Annotated in this window: 13 protein-coding genes; 6 read left to right on the top strand and 7 right to left on the bottom strand. The window is 40.6% G+C overall.

Annotation, left to right across the window (positions count from 1 at the left end; translation table 11 throughout):
• Position 1 precedes the first annotated feature (1 nt).
• On the top strand, positions 2–1,903 hold the full coding sequence (locus tag DBR11_RS15030) for a DUF3857 domain-containing transglutaminase family protein (RefSeq protein WP_108553479.1): 1,902 nt from the start codon (positions 2–4) through the stop codon (positions 1,901–1,903).
• Between the two features lie 134 nt (positions 1,904–2,037).
• On the opposite strand, the gene DBR11_RS15025 is transcribed toward DBR11_RS15030, so the two are convergent.
• The 5 genes from DBR11_RS15025 to mqnE all read right to left on the bottom strand — a co-directional run bounded on the left by DBR11_RS15025 (position 2,038) and on the right by mqnE (position 7,777).
• Complete coding sequence (locus DBR11_RS15025; protein ID WP_108553478.1) at positions 2,038–2,532, bottom strand: C40 family peptidase; 495 nt, start codon at positions 2,530–2,532, stop codon at positions 2,038–2,040.
• Entirely contained in the window at positions 2,533–5,142 is a 2,610-nt protein-coding gene (gene mutS, locus DBR11_RS15020) for a DNA mismatch repair protein MutS (protein WP_108553477.1), read from the bottom strand. It lies immediately after the preceding gene.
• A 91-nt stretch (positions 5,143–5,233) separates the two neighbouring features.
• A complete protein-coding gene (locus DBR11_RS15015; RefSeq protein WP_108553476.1) occupies positions 5,234–5,962 on the bottom strand; it encodes a menaquinone biosynthetic enzyme MqnA/MqnD family protein in 729 nt (242 codons plus the stop codon).
• Positions 5,949–6,584 (bottom strand): histidine phosphatase family protein, encoded by a 636-nt coding sequence (locus tag DBR11_RS15010; protein WP_108553475.1) that lies wholly within the window; start codon positions 6,582–6,584, stop codon positions 5,949–5,951. Before DBR11_RS15010 ends, DBR11_RS15015 begins: the two co-directional genes overlap by 14 nt.
• A complete protein-coding gene (gene mqnE / locus DBR11_RS15005) occupies positions 6,584–7,777 on the bottom strand; it encodes an aminofutalosine synthase MqnE (protein WP_108553474.1) in 1,194 nt (397 codons plus the stop codon). Before mqnE ends, DBR11_RS15010 begins: the two co-directional genes overlap by 1 nt.
• A gap of 375 nt (positions 7,778–8,152) precedes the next feature.
• Here mqnE and DBR11_RS15000 point away from each other — a divergent pair, with 375 nt between their 5' ends.
• The 4 genes from DBR11_RS15000 to purL all read left to right on the top strand — a co-directional run bounded on the left by DBR11_RS15000 (position 8,153) and on the right by purL (position 14,860).
• Positions 8,153–9,391, top strand: coding sequence for a glycine betaine/L-proline ABC transporter ATP-binding protein (locus DBR11_RS15000; protein WP_108553473.1), 1,239 nt, complete (start codon positions 8,153–8,155; stop codon positions 9,389–9,391).
• The gene (locus DBR11_RS14995; RefSeq protein WP_108553472.1) at positions 9,388–10,221 is read left to right on the top strand and encodes a proline/glycine betaine ABC transporter permease; all 834 of its coding nucleotides are present in this window, start codon (positions 9,388–9,390) and stop codon (positions 10,219–10,221) included. The genes DBR11_RS15000 and DBR11_RS14995 overlap by 4 nt, the downstream gene beginning before the upstream one ends.
• Before the next feature lie 28 nt (positions 10,222–10,249).
• Positions 10,250–11,128 (top strand): glycine betaine ABC transporter substrate-binding protein, encoded by an 879-nt coding sequence (locus DBR11_RS14990; RefSeq protein WP_108553471.1) that lies wholly within the window; start codon positions 10,250–10,252, stop codon positions 11,126–11,128.
• A 66-nt stretch (positions 11,129–11,194) separates the two neighbouring features.
• Complete coding sequence (purL, locus tag DBR11_RS14985; protein WP_108553470.1) at positions 11,195–14,860, top strand: phosphoribosylformylglycinamidine synthase; 3,666 nt, start codon at positions 11,195–11,197, stop codon at positions 14,858–14,860.
• 64 nt (positions 14,861–14,924) lie between these two features.
• Here the strand turns inward: purL and DBR11_RS14980 are convergent, their stop codons facing one another.
• Together DBR11_RS14980 and DBR11_RS14975 are read right to left on the bottom strand one after the other, a co-directional pair.
• On the bottom strand, positions 14,925–15,191 hold the full coding sequence (locus DBR11_RS14980; protein ID WP_108553469.1) for a hypothetical protein: 267 nt from the start codon (positions 15,189–15,191) through the stop codon (positions 14,925–14,927).
• 87 nt (positions 15,192–15,278) lie between these two features.
• Complete coding sequence (locus DBR11_RS14975) at positions 15,279–15,773, bottom strand: lipocalin family protein (protein ID WP_108553468.1); 495 nt, start codon at positions 15,771–15,773, stop codon at positions 15,279–15,281.
• Between the two features lie 111 nt (positions 15,774–15,884).
• Here DBR11_RS14975 and DBR11_RS14970 point away from each other — a divergent pair, with 111 nt between their 5' ends.
• Positions 15,885–17,000, top strand: coding sequence for a PLP-dependent aspartate aminotransferase family protein (locus DBR11_RS14970; protein WP_108553467.1), 1,116 nt, complete (start codon positions 15,885–15,887; stop codon positions 16,998–17,000).
• Positions 17,001–17,069: the final 69 nt, after the last annotated feature.

The raw sequence follows: 17,069 nt of genomic DNA, 5'->3' as shown, positions 1-17,069 counted from the left end.
TATGTTTCGGAGGTTTCTTTTTCTTTTATTGATTCCCATTGTCATTCCCGCTGCTGCACAAAACACCTATAAGGCTGATGATATTCCTTCGGCACTGAAAAACCGATCAAATGCGGTGATTCGCGATATGGAAACAGTTGTGGATATGAGGGCGCCAGACAATGTATCCATTAAGGTGAGGCAAGCGGTTACTGTACTGAATAAGAATGGTGACTCGCGTGCGGAACTGGTCCTGTTTTATAATAAAAACAACAGTATAAAAAGTATAAAAGGCATAATCTATGACACTCAGGGTAAACCGATTAGTAAATTCAACCAAAGCAATTTTACAGATGAAAGTGCAATCAGCGATTTTTCTCTCTTTGAAGACGACCGTGTAAAGCATTTTAAGCCTGCGGTTACCGAATATCCTTATACGATAGTTTATGAATACGAATTAAAAAACAAACAAAACCTGATTATTCCAGACTGGTATGCTTCACCTTCTCCGGATGTTTCAGTAGAAAAGAACAGCTACAGATTCCTATGTTTGCCTGGCGACAAATTACATATAAAGACATACAACTATCCGGGAGAAACGAAAGAAACAAAGGAAGAAAAATTACTGAGTTACAGCTGGGAGATGACCAATATTCCTTCTTTCCAGACAGAGCCTTATGCGCCTTCGCCTGAAAATTACCTGACAAGGGTTAAAATCGCGCCAGAAAAATTTAGCTATTATGCTTTTTCCGGAAATTACAATAACTGGAATGATTTGGGCAAATGGATCTATACCGATCTTCTTTCGAAACGGCAGAATCTGACGCCTGAAACGGTACAGATGGTGAAGTCATTGGTAGACGGAGTAAATGATCCTAAGGAAAAGGCTAAAAAGATATACGCCTACATGCAGGAAAAGACCCGTTATGTGAGTGTTCAGATTGGTATTGGCGGGTTTCAACCTATTTCAGCTACAGAAGTAGACCGTATGGGCTATGGAGATTGTAAAGGTCTTGTAAACTATATGCAAAGCCTTTTAAAGGCAGCTGATATCTATTCTGAATATTGTATTGTTTATGCCGGGAATCAAAAAAGAGGCCTGGATCCGGACTTTGCCAGCATGAACCAGGCCAATCATATCATCCTTTGTGTTCCCTTTGAAAGGGACACCACCTGGCTGGAATGTACAAGTCAGACCGTGCCTTTTGGCTTTTTAGGGGACTTTACCGATGACAGAACTGTCTTGGCATGTACTGAAAGGGGTGGAAAGTTGCTTCATACTCCTGTTTTGCCTGCGACCGAGAATAAAACCATTCGGATGGCCTCGCTGAACATAGACAATGAGGGCAATATAAAAGGCAATATGCTAACCCGGTTTGAAGGAGCTGAGTATGATAATTGTGAAGGTTTGATCAGCGATTCGCCAGAAGAACGGGTCAAATCATTGAAATCGAAATATGATCTGGACAATATTGAGTTTGAAAAGATAACATTCAATCAGATAAAGACGAGCAAACCTGCCACGACGGAGTGTCTGGACCTGAGTATCAAAAGTTATGTTCCTCAAACTCAAAGCCGTGCTTATTTGGTTTTAAATGCTTTTAATAAAGTAAAAAACATCAACGAAGTCACCAATCGTATCAGACCTGTAGTGATTAACAGGGGGTTTACAGAGTTGGACACCATACAGTACACACTGCCTGAAAACTTCAAAATAGAGTCAGAAATGGAGAATATCCAAATCAAGAATGATTTTGGTTCTTTTGTTGTTAAAACAACTTTAACTGGAAAGCTTCTTACCTACATCCGGTATTTCTTATTGAAAGAAGGTAATTATCCTCCTGAACGATATAAGGATCTGGTTGATTTTATCAGCAGGGTACGGCGTTATGACCAGTCAAAAGCTATATTCAGGCTCAACTAAGAATAATAATTCCAAGGCCTATACCAATGATCATAATCAAATACATGATGATCTCTGTAGTGGCGAACCTTTTGTATTTTGTCCAGAATGAATAGTCGTGTTTCGGGTCTGACATTCCTTTATTATACTTTAAGTTATTTTACTGGCCCAGCCTTAACAAATGCTTTCTGATAAGCTGGCAGGGAAATGTTGTCTACAACAACACCTCTGGTAGTAGAGGCGTGTACAAAATAATCATCATTGAGATAGACACCAACATGGTCTACTTCGTTTCCGCCAAAAGAAAAGAAAATGAGGTCCCCTTCTTTCAACTGGCCAAGGTTTTTATTTTTGACTGTCTGTGCCTGGTCCCTGGATCTCCGTGGAAGTTGTATGCCATAAATTTCCTTTTCCAGCAGGAAAGCGAAACCGGAACAATCTATCCCATTCTTGTCAAGTCCTCCTAAACGATACCGCACCCCTGTCCAATCAGTAATGAACCGGTAAAGAGATCTATTTTTAAGATTGGACATCGCATTTGCAGCAGCGGCAGCGTTTGCGGCATTGCTATTCGTTACGGTATGTCTTCTGGAGCCACAAGCTGTTAGAAACACCATTAAAATGACGAGCAATCCTAAATTCCTTTTCATTTACTGCTTAATTAGGCGTTGAATCTCATCCAGTTTAAGTAAGGCTTCAACGGGGGTTAACACATTCACATCCAGGTTATTGAGCATATCCCTTATTTTTACAAGGATAGGATCATCTACAGCAAACATATGCAACTGGTAAGCCTGGTTTTGTACTTTTTTAATACTGTCTTTTATACTTTGGCCTTCAGTGCGGTCAATTTCAAGTTTTTTCAGGATTTCATTAGCTCTGGCAATCAATTTAGGGGGCATTCCTGCCATTTTAGCTACATGAATACCAAAACTATGTTCACTTCCACCCGGCACCAGTTTCCTTAAAAATATGACCTTGTTTCCTATTTCCTTTACAGACACATTAAAATTTTTGATGCGGGCCATAGTATTGGCCAGTTCATTCAGTTCATGATAGTGTGTAGCAAATAAGGTTTTTGGTTTGGCACTTGGATGCGTATGCAGAAACTCTGCAATTGCCCAGGCAATAGAGATTCCATCGTAAGTACTTGTTCCCCGCCCTATTTCGTCCAGGAGAATGAGGCTGTTGTCTGAAATATTGTTCAGAATGCTGGCGGTCTCATTCATTTCCACCATAAAGGTACTTTCGCCCGACGATAAATTGTCTGAAGCACCAACACGCGTGAAGATTTTATCTACCAATCCGATAGTGGCAGCTTTGGCGGGAACAAAGCAGCCCATTTGGGCCATCAGAACAATTAATCCGGTTTGTCTCAGAATAGCAGATTTACCCGACATATTGGGACCGGTTATAATGATGATCTGCTGTGTGTTGTTATCGAGTAAAACATCGTTAGTAATATATTCCTCTCCTACTGCAAGACGTTTTTCTATGACAGGATGACGACCTCCCTTGATATCCAGAACTTTCTTGGTGTTCAGCACCGGCTTAACATAATGGTTCTTCACAGCCAGTTGTGCGAAACACAGCATCACATCCAACTGTGCAATCATATAAGCATTAAGCTGGATAGGTTTAATATAAGTACTGACCTGAAACATCAGTTCATTGTACAAGCGTACTTCTATTTCCTGAATTTTTTCTTCTGCCCCCAGGATCTGTTCTTCATATTCTTTCAGTTCAGGAGTAATATAACGCTCTGCGTTAACTAAGGTTTGTTTGCGCAGCCACTCCGAAGGCACTTTATCCTTGTGCGTATGCGTAACTTCCAGATAATAGCCGAATACATTGTTAAAGGCTATTTTGAGTGAAGGAATGCCCGTTGCTGCGGCCTCTCTTTTCTGTATTTCAATCAGGTAATCTTTACCTCCATAAGAGATCTTTCTCAACCTGTCCAACTCATCATCTATACCGTCGGCAATTACATTTCCTTTAACCAGCAATGCGGGTGGGTCTGGAAAAAGTTCTCTTTCCAGTTTTTCCCGGATGGACAGGCATGGATTCAATTGTTCAGCAATAAGTCCTAGAAATGGATTTCCAGATGCTTCTGTCAATTTCTTAACTTCTTCTATATGGTGTAAAGCCCGTTTCAATTGACAAAGTTCACGCGGTCCTACCTTCAGCAGGCCCACTTTAGAAATTAATCTTTCCAGGTCTCCTATTTGTTTAATGTGCGAAAGCAACTCTGCAGAAAGCTCTTCATTTCCAACCAGATACTCTACCATCCCTAAACGCTCCTGTATAGGTTTCAATTCCTTCAGTGGCATTATGATCCACTTGTGGAGCAATCGTGCCCCCATCGGCGTACTGGTCTCATCCAGCACATCAAATAAGGTTACTGCATTGTCATTGGCAGAGCTAACCAGTTCCAGATTTCTGACAGTGAAACGGTCCAGCCACATAAAGCGATCTTCTTCCAGCCTGGAAATGGAGGTGATATGTTTGAGGTTGCGGTGTTCTGTTTCATTCAGATAATGGAGGATAACCCCTGCTGCTACGATACCAGTTTGCAATTTATCTACACCAAAGCCTTTCAGTGAAGCCACTTCAAAATGCTTGGTTAAGGTTTCATTTGCATAATCGGTTGTAAAAGCCCAGTCGTCCAGTGTGTAGGTGTAGAATTTATCGCCAAATAACTCCAGAAAGTCCAGTCTTCTGTTTTTTTGAAAAACAACTTCAGTGGGTTTAAAGCCCTGCATCACTTTATCAATATATTCTGCATTGCCTTGTGCCACCAGGAATTCTCCTGTAGAAATGTCCAGCAGCGATACGCCTATCTGGTTTTTATCAAAATAGATGGCAGCTAGATAATTGTTGGATTTCTGACTTAAAATATTGTCGTTGTAAGCCACTCCTGGTGTAACCAGTTCTGTAACTCCACGTTTTACAATGGTTTTGGTTGTCTTCGGATCTTCCAGCTGGTCACATATAGCTACACGCTGTCCGGCTCTAACCAGCTTGGATAAATAGTTTTCCAGGGAATGATGTGGAAAACCAGCAAGCTCTATATGGCCTCCAGGCCCGTTACCTCTCCTGGTGAGTACGATCCCTAATATCTGTGCAGTCTTTACTGCATCTTCTCCAAATGTCTCGTAAAAATCTCCTACTCTAAACAATAATAACGCGCCTGGGTACTTTGCTTTAATCGCATTATACTGCTGCATTAATGGTGTTTCTTTAGTCTTATCTTTGGCCAAAATGATTCTATTTACAAAATCGTAAATATACTATCTTGAAATTTAGCCTTTACGTTTTGTTGAAAATTTAAATAATGTGAATATATCGCTTTTATCCCAGTTCCTTGATGTAGGAAAGAAATAAGGTCATCGCTTCTCTCTTTTGTATGGTCAGCTCAAAATCAAGCTTATGCATCAGATAGTCGTCCAGATCAAAGGCTGGATTTTCAGGAAGTTCTTTGAGCAGTTCCTTTCTATGGTCAAGTCCGGATTTCAGAGCAACATTGAATTCTTGTATAAATTCCTTTGAAATTTCCTTGTTGGCTACCCAGGCGGCGTACATAAATGGCAGTCCGGTAAAATTCATCCATTCCTCTCCCATATCATAAGCATAGGCGTAATCGCCCTTTTTACCAAAGGTCCGGTCGCCAATTAAAACAATGGCATCTGTTTTTACAGTTGGATCTGTAGTGAACTCAACATCCAGTTTCCAGTAGAATTTCAAGAGTACTTTTGCCAGGTTATTGGATGTTCTGGAGTGGCTGTCCAACTTTAAGCTTTTGATTTCTTTGGCTGGAACATCACTAAAAATAAAAACTGAATTCACAGCTCCTATAGAGCCTATACAATAATCTGCTACAATGTTCGCATTGGGTACATGGGGGAAAGCAGCTATTGGTATCAGGCCAATATCTACCTGTCCATCTATTAATTTAGCGGCACAGTCTGAAGGAATATCTAAACTAAGGTCTATCTTGTTTTTAACGTCTGAATGTTCGATTCCGTAAATGAACGGTTTAGTATTGGTATAAGCTACTGCTGATATTTTAATCTTGTCCAAGGTTATTTAATTCCTTTAAATGATCTGTATTGTTAAAGTCTGTAATCTCAAAAGTATTCCCTGTAAGGGCAACCTTATAGAGTGTGGTATTTTGATGTGGAAATTCTCCCATATCTGACATCGGCTTACCTGTAAGCAAACACAATAGCAAACGCATTGCCCTGCCATGCATACAAACCAGCACCAGTTTTTCTTTGGCCTGGCCTTTGATATGATCAACGGCTTCTGTTAACCTTACTGCAACTTCGGCCGGGCTTTCTCCACCTTCAAATTTGGCGTCGTAATCTCCGTTCTGCCATTTTTCTACAATGTCCCGAAATACGGCAAGTGCATGCTCTGAGCTGGGCTTTCCTTCCCATTCTCCCCAAGCCAATTCATCCAATCCGCTCAGCTGCTCCCAGGGCAGTCCAGACGCGATGAATTTATGAACGGTTTGATGGGTCCTCTTTAAGCTTGAAGTATAAATCTTATCAAATGGAATGTTTTTATACATTTGATAAAAGGCTTCAGCCTGGGCTCTGCCTGTATCATTCAGGTCGCTATTGATGCCGCGCCCTTGTACAATCCCATGTTTATTTAACTCTGTTTCTCCGTGCCTTATAATATATAACTCTTTATCCATTAATTAATTACTGGCAATTTATAATATTGAGGTTTGACTTCGTCCTCAAATACAAAATCTGTATAATCGGTTACGACATTATATAAAGTATCTCTTTCTATAGGTTGTCTGCCTACCTGTTTAATCAGGTTAACCAGTTCTTGTGTACTCATTCCTGGAGTCTGTTCTTCTGCTCCGGCCATAGAGTAAATCTTGGTCGTATCGTCGAGCGTGCCATCAATGTCATCAACACCGAAATTAAGCGACAACTGTGCAGTTTGACGGCTGATCATTGCCCAATAAGCTTTAATATGATCAAAGTTATCCATGTAGATTCTTGCAATGGCATAATTTCTCAGATCTTCAATCACAGAAACTTCAGGAACATGATCCATCTGGTTGTTCTGATTCCTGAATTTCAATGGAATGAAGGCTTGAAAACCTCCGGTTTTGTCCTGCAACACACGAAGACGTTCCATGTGGTCTACACGGTGCCAGAATTCCTCAATATGTCCGTATAACATAGTTGCATTGCTGCGCATACCCAATTTATGGGCCTGCTCATGAATGTCCAGCCATTGTTCGGCGTTGCATTTATCATGCGCGATTTTTTCTCTGACTTCAGGATGAAAGATTTCTGCACCTCCGCCTGGCATGGAATCCAAGCCAGCTTCTTTGAGGTATTTCATCCCATCATAATGACTTAATTTAGCCTTTTTGAATATATAATAGTATTCTACGGGTGTCAGGGCTTTGATATGGAGATCGGGACGATGTGCCTTTGTTCTTTTGAAAAAATTGGCATAAAATTCAAGGTTCTGTTTTGGTACTACACCTCCGGTAACGTGTACTTCTGTTACGGGCTCGTTATCATACTTTTTCAGAATGTCTATCATTCCGTCTACGCTCATTTCCCAACCTTCTTCTCGCTGTTTAATTAAGCGGGAATAGGAACAGAATTTACAGTCGTACACACAAACGTTAGTGGGTTCTATATGAAAATTGCGGTTAAAAAAAGTTTTGTCCCCGTGTTTTTCCTCTCTGATTTGGTTGGCAAGTACACCAAGATAACCCAGTTCGGCATGTTCGTATAAATAAACGCCTTCGTCAAAAGTGATTCTTTCTTTGTTCTGAACTTTCTGTGCGATAGCCTTTAAGGGCTGCGCCAAATCCGGATCGTTCAAAAGTAAAGTTAGTTTTGCAGTGGTATCCATATTTTGATCTCTGATCTGATAGAGGCAAAAGTAACATAAAATTGAGAAAATGGTGTTTATTTAACAGTTTTAAGGTGTCAGTGAAGTGTAAAAGAGGTGAGCAGCCTTGGAGTAAAACACAACAATTTTCAACTAAAACGCTCTTCATAAATCCATCCTTTTGAGATAACAATTTGACTATTCGTTATTTTTTTCTTACCTTTGCAATGTTTTTAATTTAAACAGCCTCGTTAAATACGCCCTTCGTGCGTCTATTCGTAAAGTAACAGCTGCTTAAATATCATTGGGTATTTCACCCTTATTTTTCAATACTAATGTTTTTTAAAGCATTTAAGATATGTGGCCATTAAGCCATCATATGTAAATTTTTTAAATATGTCCAAACTTAAAATAGAAGACCTCACACTAATTTTCGGAAAAGAAAAGGAAGAGGCACTTTCACTTTTAAAAGAGGGAAAATCCAAGGCAGAAATCCTTGAACAGACCGGATGCACTATTGCGGTTAAAGAAGCTAGTTTTCAAATCGAAAAAGGCGAATTCTTTGTCATAATGGGCTTATCAGGAAGTGGTAAATCCAGTTTACTCCGCTGTCTGAACAGACTTATAGAACCTACATCAGGGAAAGTAATCCTTGACCGCCTGAACATCACCAGTCTAACAGACAAAGAGCTTCAGGAAGTTCGGCGCAAAGAAATGGCTATGGTATTTCAGAAATTCGGCCTCCTGCCCCATCGTTCGGTTCTCGAAAATGTAGCCTTTGGCCTGGAACTTCAGCAAGTACCAGAAACAGAACGGGAAGAGAAAGCCAAAACTGTAATTGAGCTTGTAGGACTTAATGGCTACGAAAACCAACCTACAGATGCGCTATCAGGAGGTATGCAACAGCGGGTAGGCTTAGCCCGTGCGCTGGCCAATGAGCCGGAGATATTATTAATGGATGAAGCTTTTTCTGCTTTGGATCCTCTGATCCGTACACAAATGCAGGAAGAACTGATCGACCTGCAGAAAACCATGCATAAAACCATCGTTTTTATTACGCATGATCTGGATGAAGCCATACGACTTGGCGACCGTATTGCCATAATGAAAGATGGAGAAATTATACAGATTGGCACACCCGAAGAGATTTTAACCAATCCGGCAACTGATTATGTATCTTCTTTTGTAGAAAAGGTAGATCGAAAATCGATCATCACCGCGGCCAGTTTGATGTTTGAGAAACCAACAGTGGCCATAGCAGGCAAAGACGGCGTTGAGGGAAGTTTGAGAAAAATGCGTGTTTCCGGCCTCACAACATTGCCTGCAGTTTCAATTGACAAAGAATTTCTTGGGTTTGTTTATCTAAGAGACCTGTTGGAAATCAAATCCCAAGGCCACCATGTAATTGCAAAAGCCATTCGGAGAGATATCCCTGTGGCCTACCCCGAAACAACAGTTGAACAAATGCTTCCCTTTATTGCAGAGAATGGCCGTGCAGTACCCGTGGTAAATAAGAATAACAACAAATTACTAGGCATTGTTGCACAAACCTCACTGCTCATTGAAACAACCGGAACCTCCTGGGAGAATATAACCGGAAACGCCATCGATCACCTTCAAAACGAAATCATATGATACATATAGGAAATTATATAGAAGATTTTATAAACTGGCTAACCAAGCATTTTGCGCCCTTATTTGATATGATCAAGGTAGTGGTAGAGTCTGTAGTAAATTCTGTAGAATGGATACTGATGTTCCCTCCGTTTTTCGTGGTTATAATGCTCATTGCATTTCTGGCCTGGAAAAGGACTGGCCTGGGTATAACAATTCTAACGCTAGCCGGCTTGACGCTGATCTGGGCAATGGGCTACTGGGAGCAAACAATGGCTACATTGGCTCTGATTCTGTCCTCGGCCTTTATGGCTTTATTAATGGGCATCCCTCTGGGCATTTGGGCAGCAAAAAAGCCATTGGCGAAGAAGATTATCCGGCCAGTTCTTGACTTTATGCAAACTATGCCTGCATTTGTTTATCTGATTCCCGCTGTATTATTTTTCGGACTGGGAAAAGTACCTGGTGCTTTTGCAACCATTATATTTGCTATGCCTCCAGCCGTTCGTTTAACAACACTAGGCATTAGTCAGGTACCTGAAGACGTTGTTGAAGCGACCCGTTCCTTTGGAGCAACCCCCAAACAATTGTTGTTCAAAGTAGAATTGCCTCTCGCCCTACCTACAATATTGACTGGAGTAAATCAAACCATTATGATGGCGCTCTCTATGGTAGTCATCTCTGCAATGATTGCAGCGGGTGGGCTGGGAGAAACCGTACTTAAAGGCATTACCCAACTAAAAATAGGGCTCGGCTTTGAAGGTGGCATTTCTGTGGTTATTCTGGCCATTATTCTGGACCGCATCACCCAATCTTTTGGAACAAACCGAAAGAAGGCGCTCCATTCATAAAAATGAAAAATATTTAAATTAAAAAGATATGATATATAAATTCATCAATAGATTATTATTGGTCATTGTGGCGGGAATCCTCTTTTCCTGCAACAATCCCAGTACAAAAAAGAAAGTGACCATTGCTTATGTCAATTGGGCAGAAGGCAATGCTATGACTCAACTGTCTAAAGTACTGCTGGAAAGAGAAGGCTACACTGTAGAATTGAAAAATGCAGATGTTGCGCCTGTTTTTGCGGCAGTGGCCCGTGGAGATGCTGATGTTTTTTTAGATACCTGGATGCCTGTAACACACAAAGACTATATGGAAAAATACGGTTCAGATCTTGAAGTTTTAGGAACCAATTTTAATCTTGCTCAAATTGGCTTCGTAGTTCCCGATTATGTGAACATTAATAACATAGATGAACTGAACACTAACGCTTCTTTATTTGGTCATAAAATCATCGGGATTGATGCTGGAGCTGGAATTATGAACAAAGCTGAACTTGCGGTGAAAAATTACAATTTAAAACTGGAACTTCAATCCTCAAGTGAGGCAGCAATGCTCGCCATATTAAAGAAAAGCATAGACAAAAAGCAGGCTGTCGTAGTAACAGGCTGGTCGCCACATTATATGTTCAGCAATTTTAAGCTGAAATTTCTGAAAGATCCGAAAGCTGCTTTTGGAAGTACAGAAACGATACAAACCATAAGCAACAAAAAATTTGTAGCCTCAAACCCTGCGGTAGCTTCCTTCTTTAGAAACTTCCTGCTCGATGAAGAACAACTTGGCTCATTAATGGCAGCTTTAGAAGGTACCAATGAAGAAAGAACTGCAGTTGAAAAATGGTTAAACCAACATCAGGATTTTAGCCGGAACATGAGTTCTTTTCTAAAAACCAGCTCTTCCAAAGAAGATATTTAAAAACAAGTCGCAAAAAATGGCTTATCCTGTTTTTTTAACCTAAATTTGCATCTTCAAAAAAAAAGCATGATTTATTTCTTCTCAAGCCAATCCAAAACGGTTTTCGCTTTACAAATAGAACGAAACCTTTCCCCTGATGATATTACGAAATTACAATGGCTCTTTGGCGGCGCACAAATCTGCAAAGAAAACGTCCTGACAGATTATTTTGTTGGACCGCGTGCAGCGATGGTGACCCCCTGGAGTACCAATGCCGTAGAGATTACCCAGAATATGGATATTAAGGATATTGTTAGAATTGAGGAATTTCAACGGGTAGAAAGCAATTTTATTGATTTTGACCCAATGCTTTCGCAAAAGTTCAGTGAGCTTAATCAGTATTTATTCAGCATCAATGTTCAGCCTGAACCAATTTTGGAAATCAAGGACATTGCCGCTTACAACAAACAAGAAGGACTATCTTTAAGTGACGAAGAAGTAAATTATTTGAACGAATTATCACAAAGACTTGGCAGGGCCTTGACAGATTCTGAAGTTTTTGGTTTTTCGCAGGTCAATTCAGAGCATTGCCGCCATAAAATTTTTAACGGTAAATTTGTGATTGATGGAGTAGAGCAGCCGTCGTCACTTTTTAAATTGATTCGCAAGACATCTGAAGAAAATCCAAACGATATTGTTTCAGCCTACAAAGATAATGTAGCCTTTATTAAAGGGCCAAAAGTTCAGCAATTTGCACCGAAACGTGCAGATGAACCTGATTATTATAAAATAAGTGATTTTGAATCGGTCATCTCTATCAAAGCCGAAACTCACAATTTCCCAACCACTGTTGAGCCATTTAACGGTGCAGCAACAGGATCTGGTGGTGAAATCAGAGACAGGCTGGCTGGTGGACAGGGCTCTCTTCCACTGGCAGGTACAGCAGTATATATGACTGCGCTTTCCAGACTGGAAGAAAACCGTCCGTGGGAAAAAGGCGTAGAAGAGAGACAATGGCTGTATCAGACACCAATGGATATTCTGATCAAGGCTTCCAACGGGGCTTCTGATTTTGGAAATAAATTTGGCCAGCCATTGATTACAGGATCTGTTCTTACTTTTGAACACGAAGAAGAAGACCGTAAACTTGGATTCGACAAAGTGATTATGCTTGCAGGCGGTGTGGGTTATGGTAAAGCAAGCCAAAGTCAAAAACACAAACCGGAAACAGGTGATAAAATTGTCATCCTTGGTGGTGAAAACTATAGAATTGGTATGGGGGGTGCCGCTGTATCCTCAGCAGATACTGGTGCTTTAGGTTCTGGTATAGAACTAAATGCGATCCAACGCTCTAACCCTGAAATGCAGAAAAGAGCAGCCAATGCCGTTCGTGGTATGGTAGAAAGTGAACATAATACAATTGTCTCCATACATGACCACGGAGCAGGTGGCCACCTGAACTGTCTTTCTGAATTGGTGGAAGAAACCGGCGGCAAAATTGACCTGGATAAATTACCAGTTGGCGATCCTACCCTCTCGGCTAAAGAAATCATTGGCAATGAATCTCAGGAACGTATGGGTTTGGTTATTGGTCAGGAGCATATTTCTACACTGCAGAAAATTGCAGACCGGGAGCGCTCACCCATGTATACTGTTGGTACAGTTACCGGCGATCATCGTTTCACCTTTGAATCTGCAACCACCGGTGCCAAACCGATGGATCTTGAACTAAAGGACATGTTTGGCAGTTCGCCAAAAGTCGTGATGGAAGATAAAACTGTAGATCGAAAATACCAGCCGGTAACTTATAATGCAGCAGATTTCAACACTTACCTGGAACAGGTTCTTCAACTGGAGGCAGTAGCATCCAAAGACTGGCTAACCAACAAGGTTGACCGCTGTGTGGGTGGTCGTGTTGCCAAACAGCAATGTGCAGGTCCTTTACAATTGCCTTTGAACAACTGCGGTGTTATGGCACTGGATTTCCAAGGTAAAGAAGGTATTGCAACTTCTGTTGGACATGCTCCCCTATCTGCTTTAATCGACCCCGCAGCAGGAAGCCGCATCGCAATTGCAGAATCGCTGTCCAATATTCTCTGGGCACCTCTAAAAGATGGCTTAAAAAGTGTTTCACTTTCTGCAAACTGGATGTGGGCTTGTAAAAATGAAGGTGAGGACGCCAGGTTATATGCAGCTGTTAAAGCTTGTTCTGACTTTGCAATTGAACTTGGAATCAATATCCCAACGGGTAAGGATTCCCTGTCAATGAAACAAAAATATAAAAATGATGAGGTGATTGCCCCGGGTACAGTCATCATTTCGGCAGCTGGAAATTGCAGTGACATTACCCAGGTAGTGGAACCTGTACTTCAAAAAGATGGAGGCGATATTTATTATATTAATTTGTCTAATGATGAGTACAAATTGGGTGGTTCTTCTTTTGCGCAGATTATGAACCGGATAGGTAACGAAACGCCAGACGTAAAAGAGGCTGCACAATTTAAAATCGCTTTCGATACTTTACAGGAACTCATCAAAACAGAAAAAATCCAGGCTGGACATGATATTGGCAGTGGTGGCTTAATTACTACTTTATTAGAACTTTGTTTTGCAGACCGTAACCTTGGTGCATCAATAGATCTTTCCCCTTTGAAAGAGAAAGACAGCATTAAAGTTCTTTTTGCAGAAAATATTGGCGTAGTATTCCAGGCAAACAGTGATGTGGAAGCCATTCTTGCAGCGAACAATATTGCTTTCCATAAAATAGGTACAGTAACCTCTTCGGCAACGCTTGAGGTGACCAACCATGGTGAAAAACTGAGTCTTGACATTGATCATCTTCGGGACGTATGGTTTAAAACTTCATATTTACTGGATAAGAAACAAAGTGGTCCGGTTAAAGCACAAGAACGCTTTGACAATTATAAAAACCACGTCTTAAACTATACTTTTCCATTACAGTTTGATGGAAAAAAGCCAACAATTGATGCTTCTAAACCAAGGCCTAAAGCTGCAGTGATCCGCGAAAAAGGGAGTAACTCGGAGCGTGAATTAGCCAATGCAATGTATCTTGCTGGTTTTGATGTAAAGGATGTACACATGACTGACCTAATTTCAGGAAGAGAAACTTTAGAAGATATTCAGTTCATTGGTGCTGTAGGTGGTTTCTCCAATTCAGATGTTCTTGGATCTGCTAAAGGCTGGGCTGGTGCATTTATGTACAATGAAAAAGCGAAAATAGCTCTTGAGAATTTCTTCAAACGCCCGGATACTTTATCTGTTGGAATCTGTAACGGTTGCCAGTTGTTTGTAGAACTTGGCCTGATCAATCCGGATCATACTGACAAACCTAAAATGCTTCACAACGAAAGTCATAAACATGAGAGCATTTTTACGTCGCTTACTATACAGGAAAACCACTCGGTAATGCTTTCTAGTCTGGCAGGCAGCACCTTAGGTGTATGGGTTTCACATGGTGAAGGTAAATTCCATTTACCTTATGCTGAAGATCAGTATACAATTGTGGCGAAATATGCTTATCAAACTTATCCGGCAAACCCGAATGGATCTGATTACAATACGGCAATGATGTGCGACAATACAGGAAGACACCTGGTGATGATGCCACATATTGAACGTTCATTATTCCAGTGGCACTGGGCAAACTATCCTGCAGGTCGTAAAGACGAAGTATCTCCATGGATGGAGGCCTTTGTTAATGCCCGGAAGTGGGTGGAAGAGAATCAGGCTTAAGAAACCTATTAAATTTAGACCAAAGGGGTTTATGAATAATTTTCATAAACCCCTTTTTTGATTTTTAATCTTCTTCCTCCAGATAAATTTCATGCACAAGGAACTTAACCTTATTGCTCGGTTCAAGAAGCTCATTAACATCTTCTGAATGAATGCTATAAATTGTTTCTGCTGCATCTGGTATTTCTGAATTGGGAATAAGTTCAAAAAATTTAACTGCCATTCCTGCATCCAGTTCTACTATTTTTACATAATTCACGTCATTATCCTTCCAGTCTTTTAGTATTTGAGCCGTAAAAAGCACGTAAGGGTTTTTATCCTCGTTTTCCATACGGTAAAAGTAAGACAAATTTACGGGTACAAAAAAAGGGGCTTAACCAGAGCCCCTTTTCAACCTAAACCAAATATACTAACCAAATTATTTTGCTGCCTTAGAGAAATTCATGACCACGTAAGCTGTGGTATTTCCATACTCTATAGGTGATTTTATTACTAAATTATTATCTGATGTCGAAGCCAGTACCAGTCTGTAACCTGAAGTCACATTTTTTGCTTTATCGCCTTCATATAATTTTTTGAATTGAAAAGTCTGATCACCGGTACTTACTGACCAGAATATAGTTTGTGTCTTAGCTGCACATTCATTTCCTCCAGGCAAAGAATAACTCCCATTACCGCTGTTTGTTAAACGCCACGTACTTCCTATAAAGCATTTATAAGAAGGCTCATCAAACAGAGACCTTACCGCAATAGATGGAATACCTTCGAAAGTTATATCATTTAATACCCAGTTACCAGTTACGTTTCCTCTTTTCAGATTAGCTGAAGCGGAACTGTTTTTAGTGGTTGAGCAACTTTGCAAAACCATTAATGAACTGCATAAAATGGCTGCTATAACTAATATTCTTTTCATGTTCTTTATTTTGATTGAAACAATGCATAAATCTTGCCAAAAAAACTGCAGTTCTCATTTTATCCTATAAATTTGTGGTATCTATATGAATCAACCTAAATTCTGCATACAATGAAACCTGAAACCCTGGCTATACATAGTGGAAACCTCATAAAAAGCGCAACTGGCGATGTTACTTCTCCAATCAGCTTATCTACAACCTTTCTTCGGGATGAACATGGCAATTATCCTGGTGGCCATATGTACAGTCGTGTCAGTAATCCTAACAGAAATGCCCTGGAAAAAGTGCTTACTGAATTGGAAAAAGGTCAGGATGCATGTACATTTTCTTCAGGAAATACCGCTGGGATGGCCGTTTTTCAGGCATTAAAGCCTGGAAGCCACATTATTGCACCTGATGACATGTATTGGGGTTTTAAGAAACAATTACAGTCCATTTTTGCAGACACTCTGACCTTTGATTTTATCGATCTGACAGACACAGCGCAAATTGAAACTTATATAAGATCAAATACTGTGCTGATCTGGGCAGAAACACCTTCTAATCCCCTGCTAAAAATTACAGATATTGCGGTCCTTGCTGAGATTTCAACAAAGCATGGGCTAATTTTTGCCTGCGACAGTACCTTTGCATCTCCTTCCCTGCAAAATCCACTGTTGCTTGGCGCTGATCTGGTGATGCATTCCACTACAAAATATATTGGCGGACACAGTGATGTTTTGGGCGGGGCCCTAATCACTGCAAAAAAAGATGCATTTTGGGAAAAGATCAGAAATATTCAGCAAATAGGTGGTGCGGTTCCCTCGCCATTTGATTGCTTCCTCCTACTCAGAAGTCTTAAAACTCTGGCATATCGGATGCAGGGTCATTCATCCAACGGCCTGGCATTGGCCAGATTTCTGGAGAAACATCAAAATGTTGAAGCAGTTTATTATCCTGGTCTTTCTTCGCATCCGGATCACAAGATTGCAAGCAAACAAATGAGTGCTTTTGGAGGAATGCTATCTATCCTTGTAAAAGGAGGGGCAGAACAAGCAAAAGCCCTGGTCAACAAAGTCCGGTTATTTGCTCAGGCCACAAGTTTAGGTGGCGTAGAGAGCTTAATTGAACACCGCGCGTCTGTAGAAGGTCCGGATACCAAAACGCCGCAGAACCTTGTACGCATCTCTGCGGGGCTTGAACACATTGATGATCTAATCGCAGATTTAGAACAGGCACTGGCTTAAGAAATAATATTAAGTTGCCTAATTAATATTAACCTAATTTAATTGCTCAGACCAGCATTATTTATAAAA

It is taken from the genome of Pedobacter sp. HMWF019 (assembly GCF_003061025.1).
Lineage (GTDB): Bacteria > Bacteroidota > Bacteroidia > Sphingobacteriales > Sphingobacteriaceae > Pedobacter.
The sequence above is the reverse complement of the archived record's forward strand: the minus strand, read 5'-3'. Positions and strand labels throughout refer to the sequence as shown.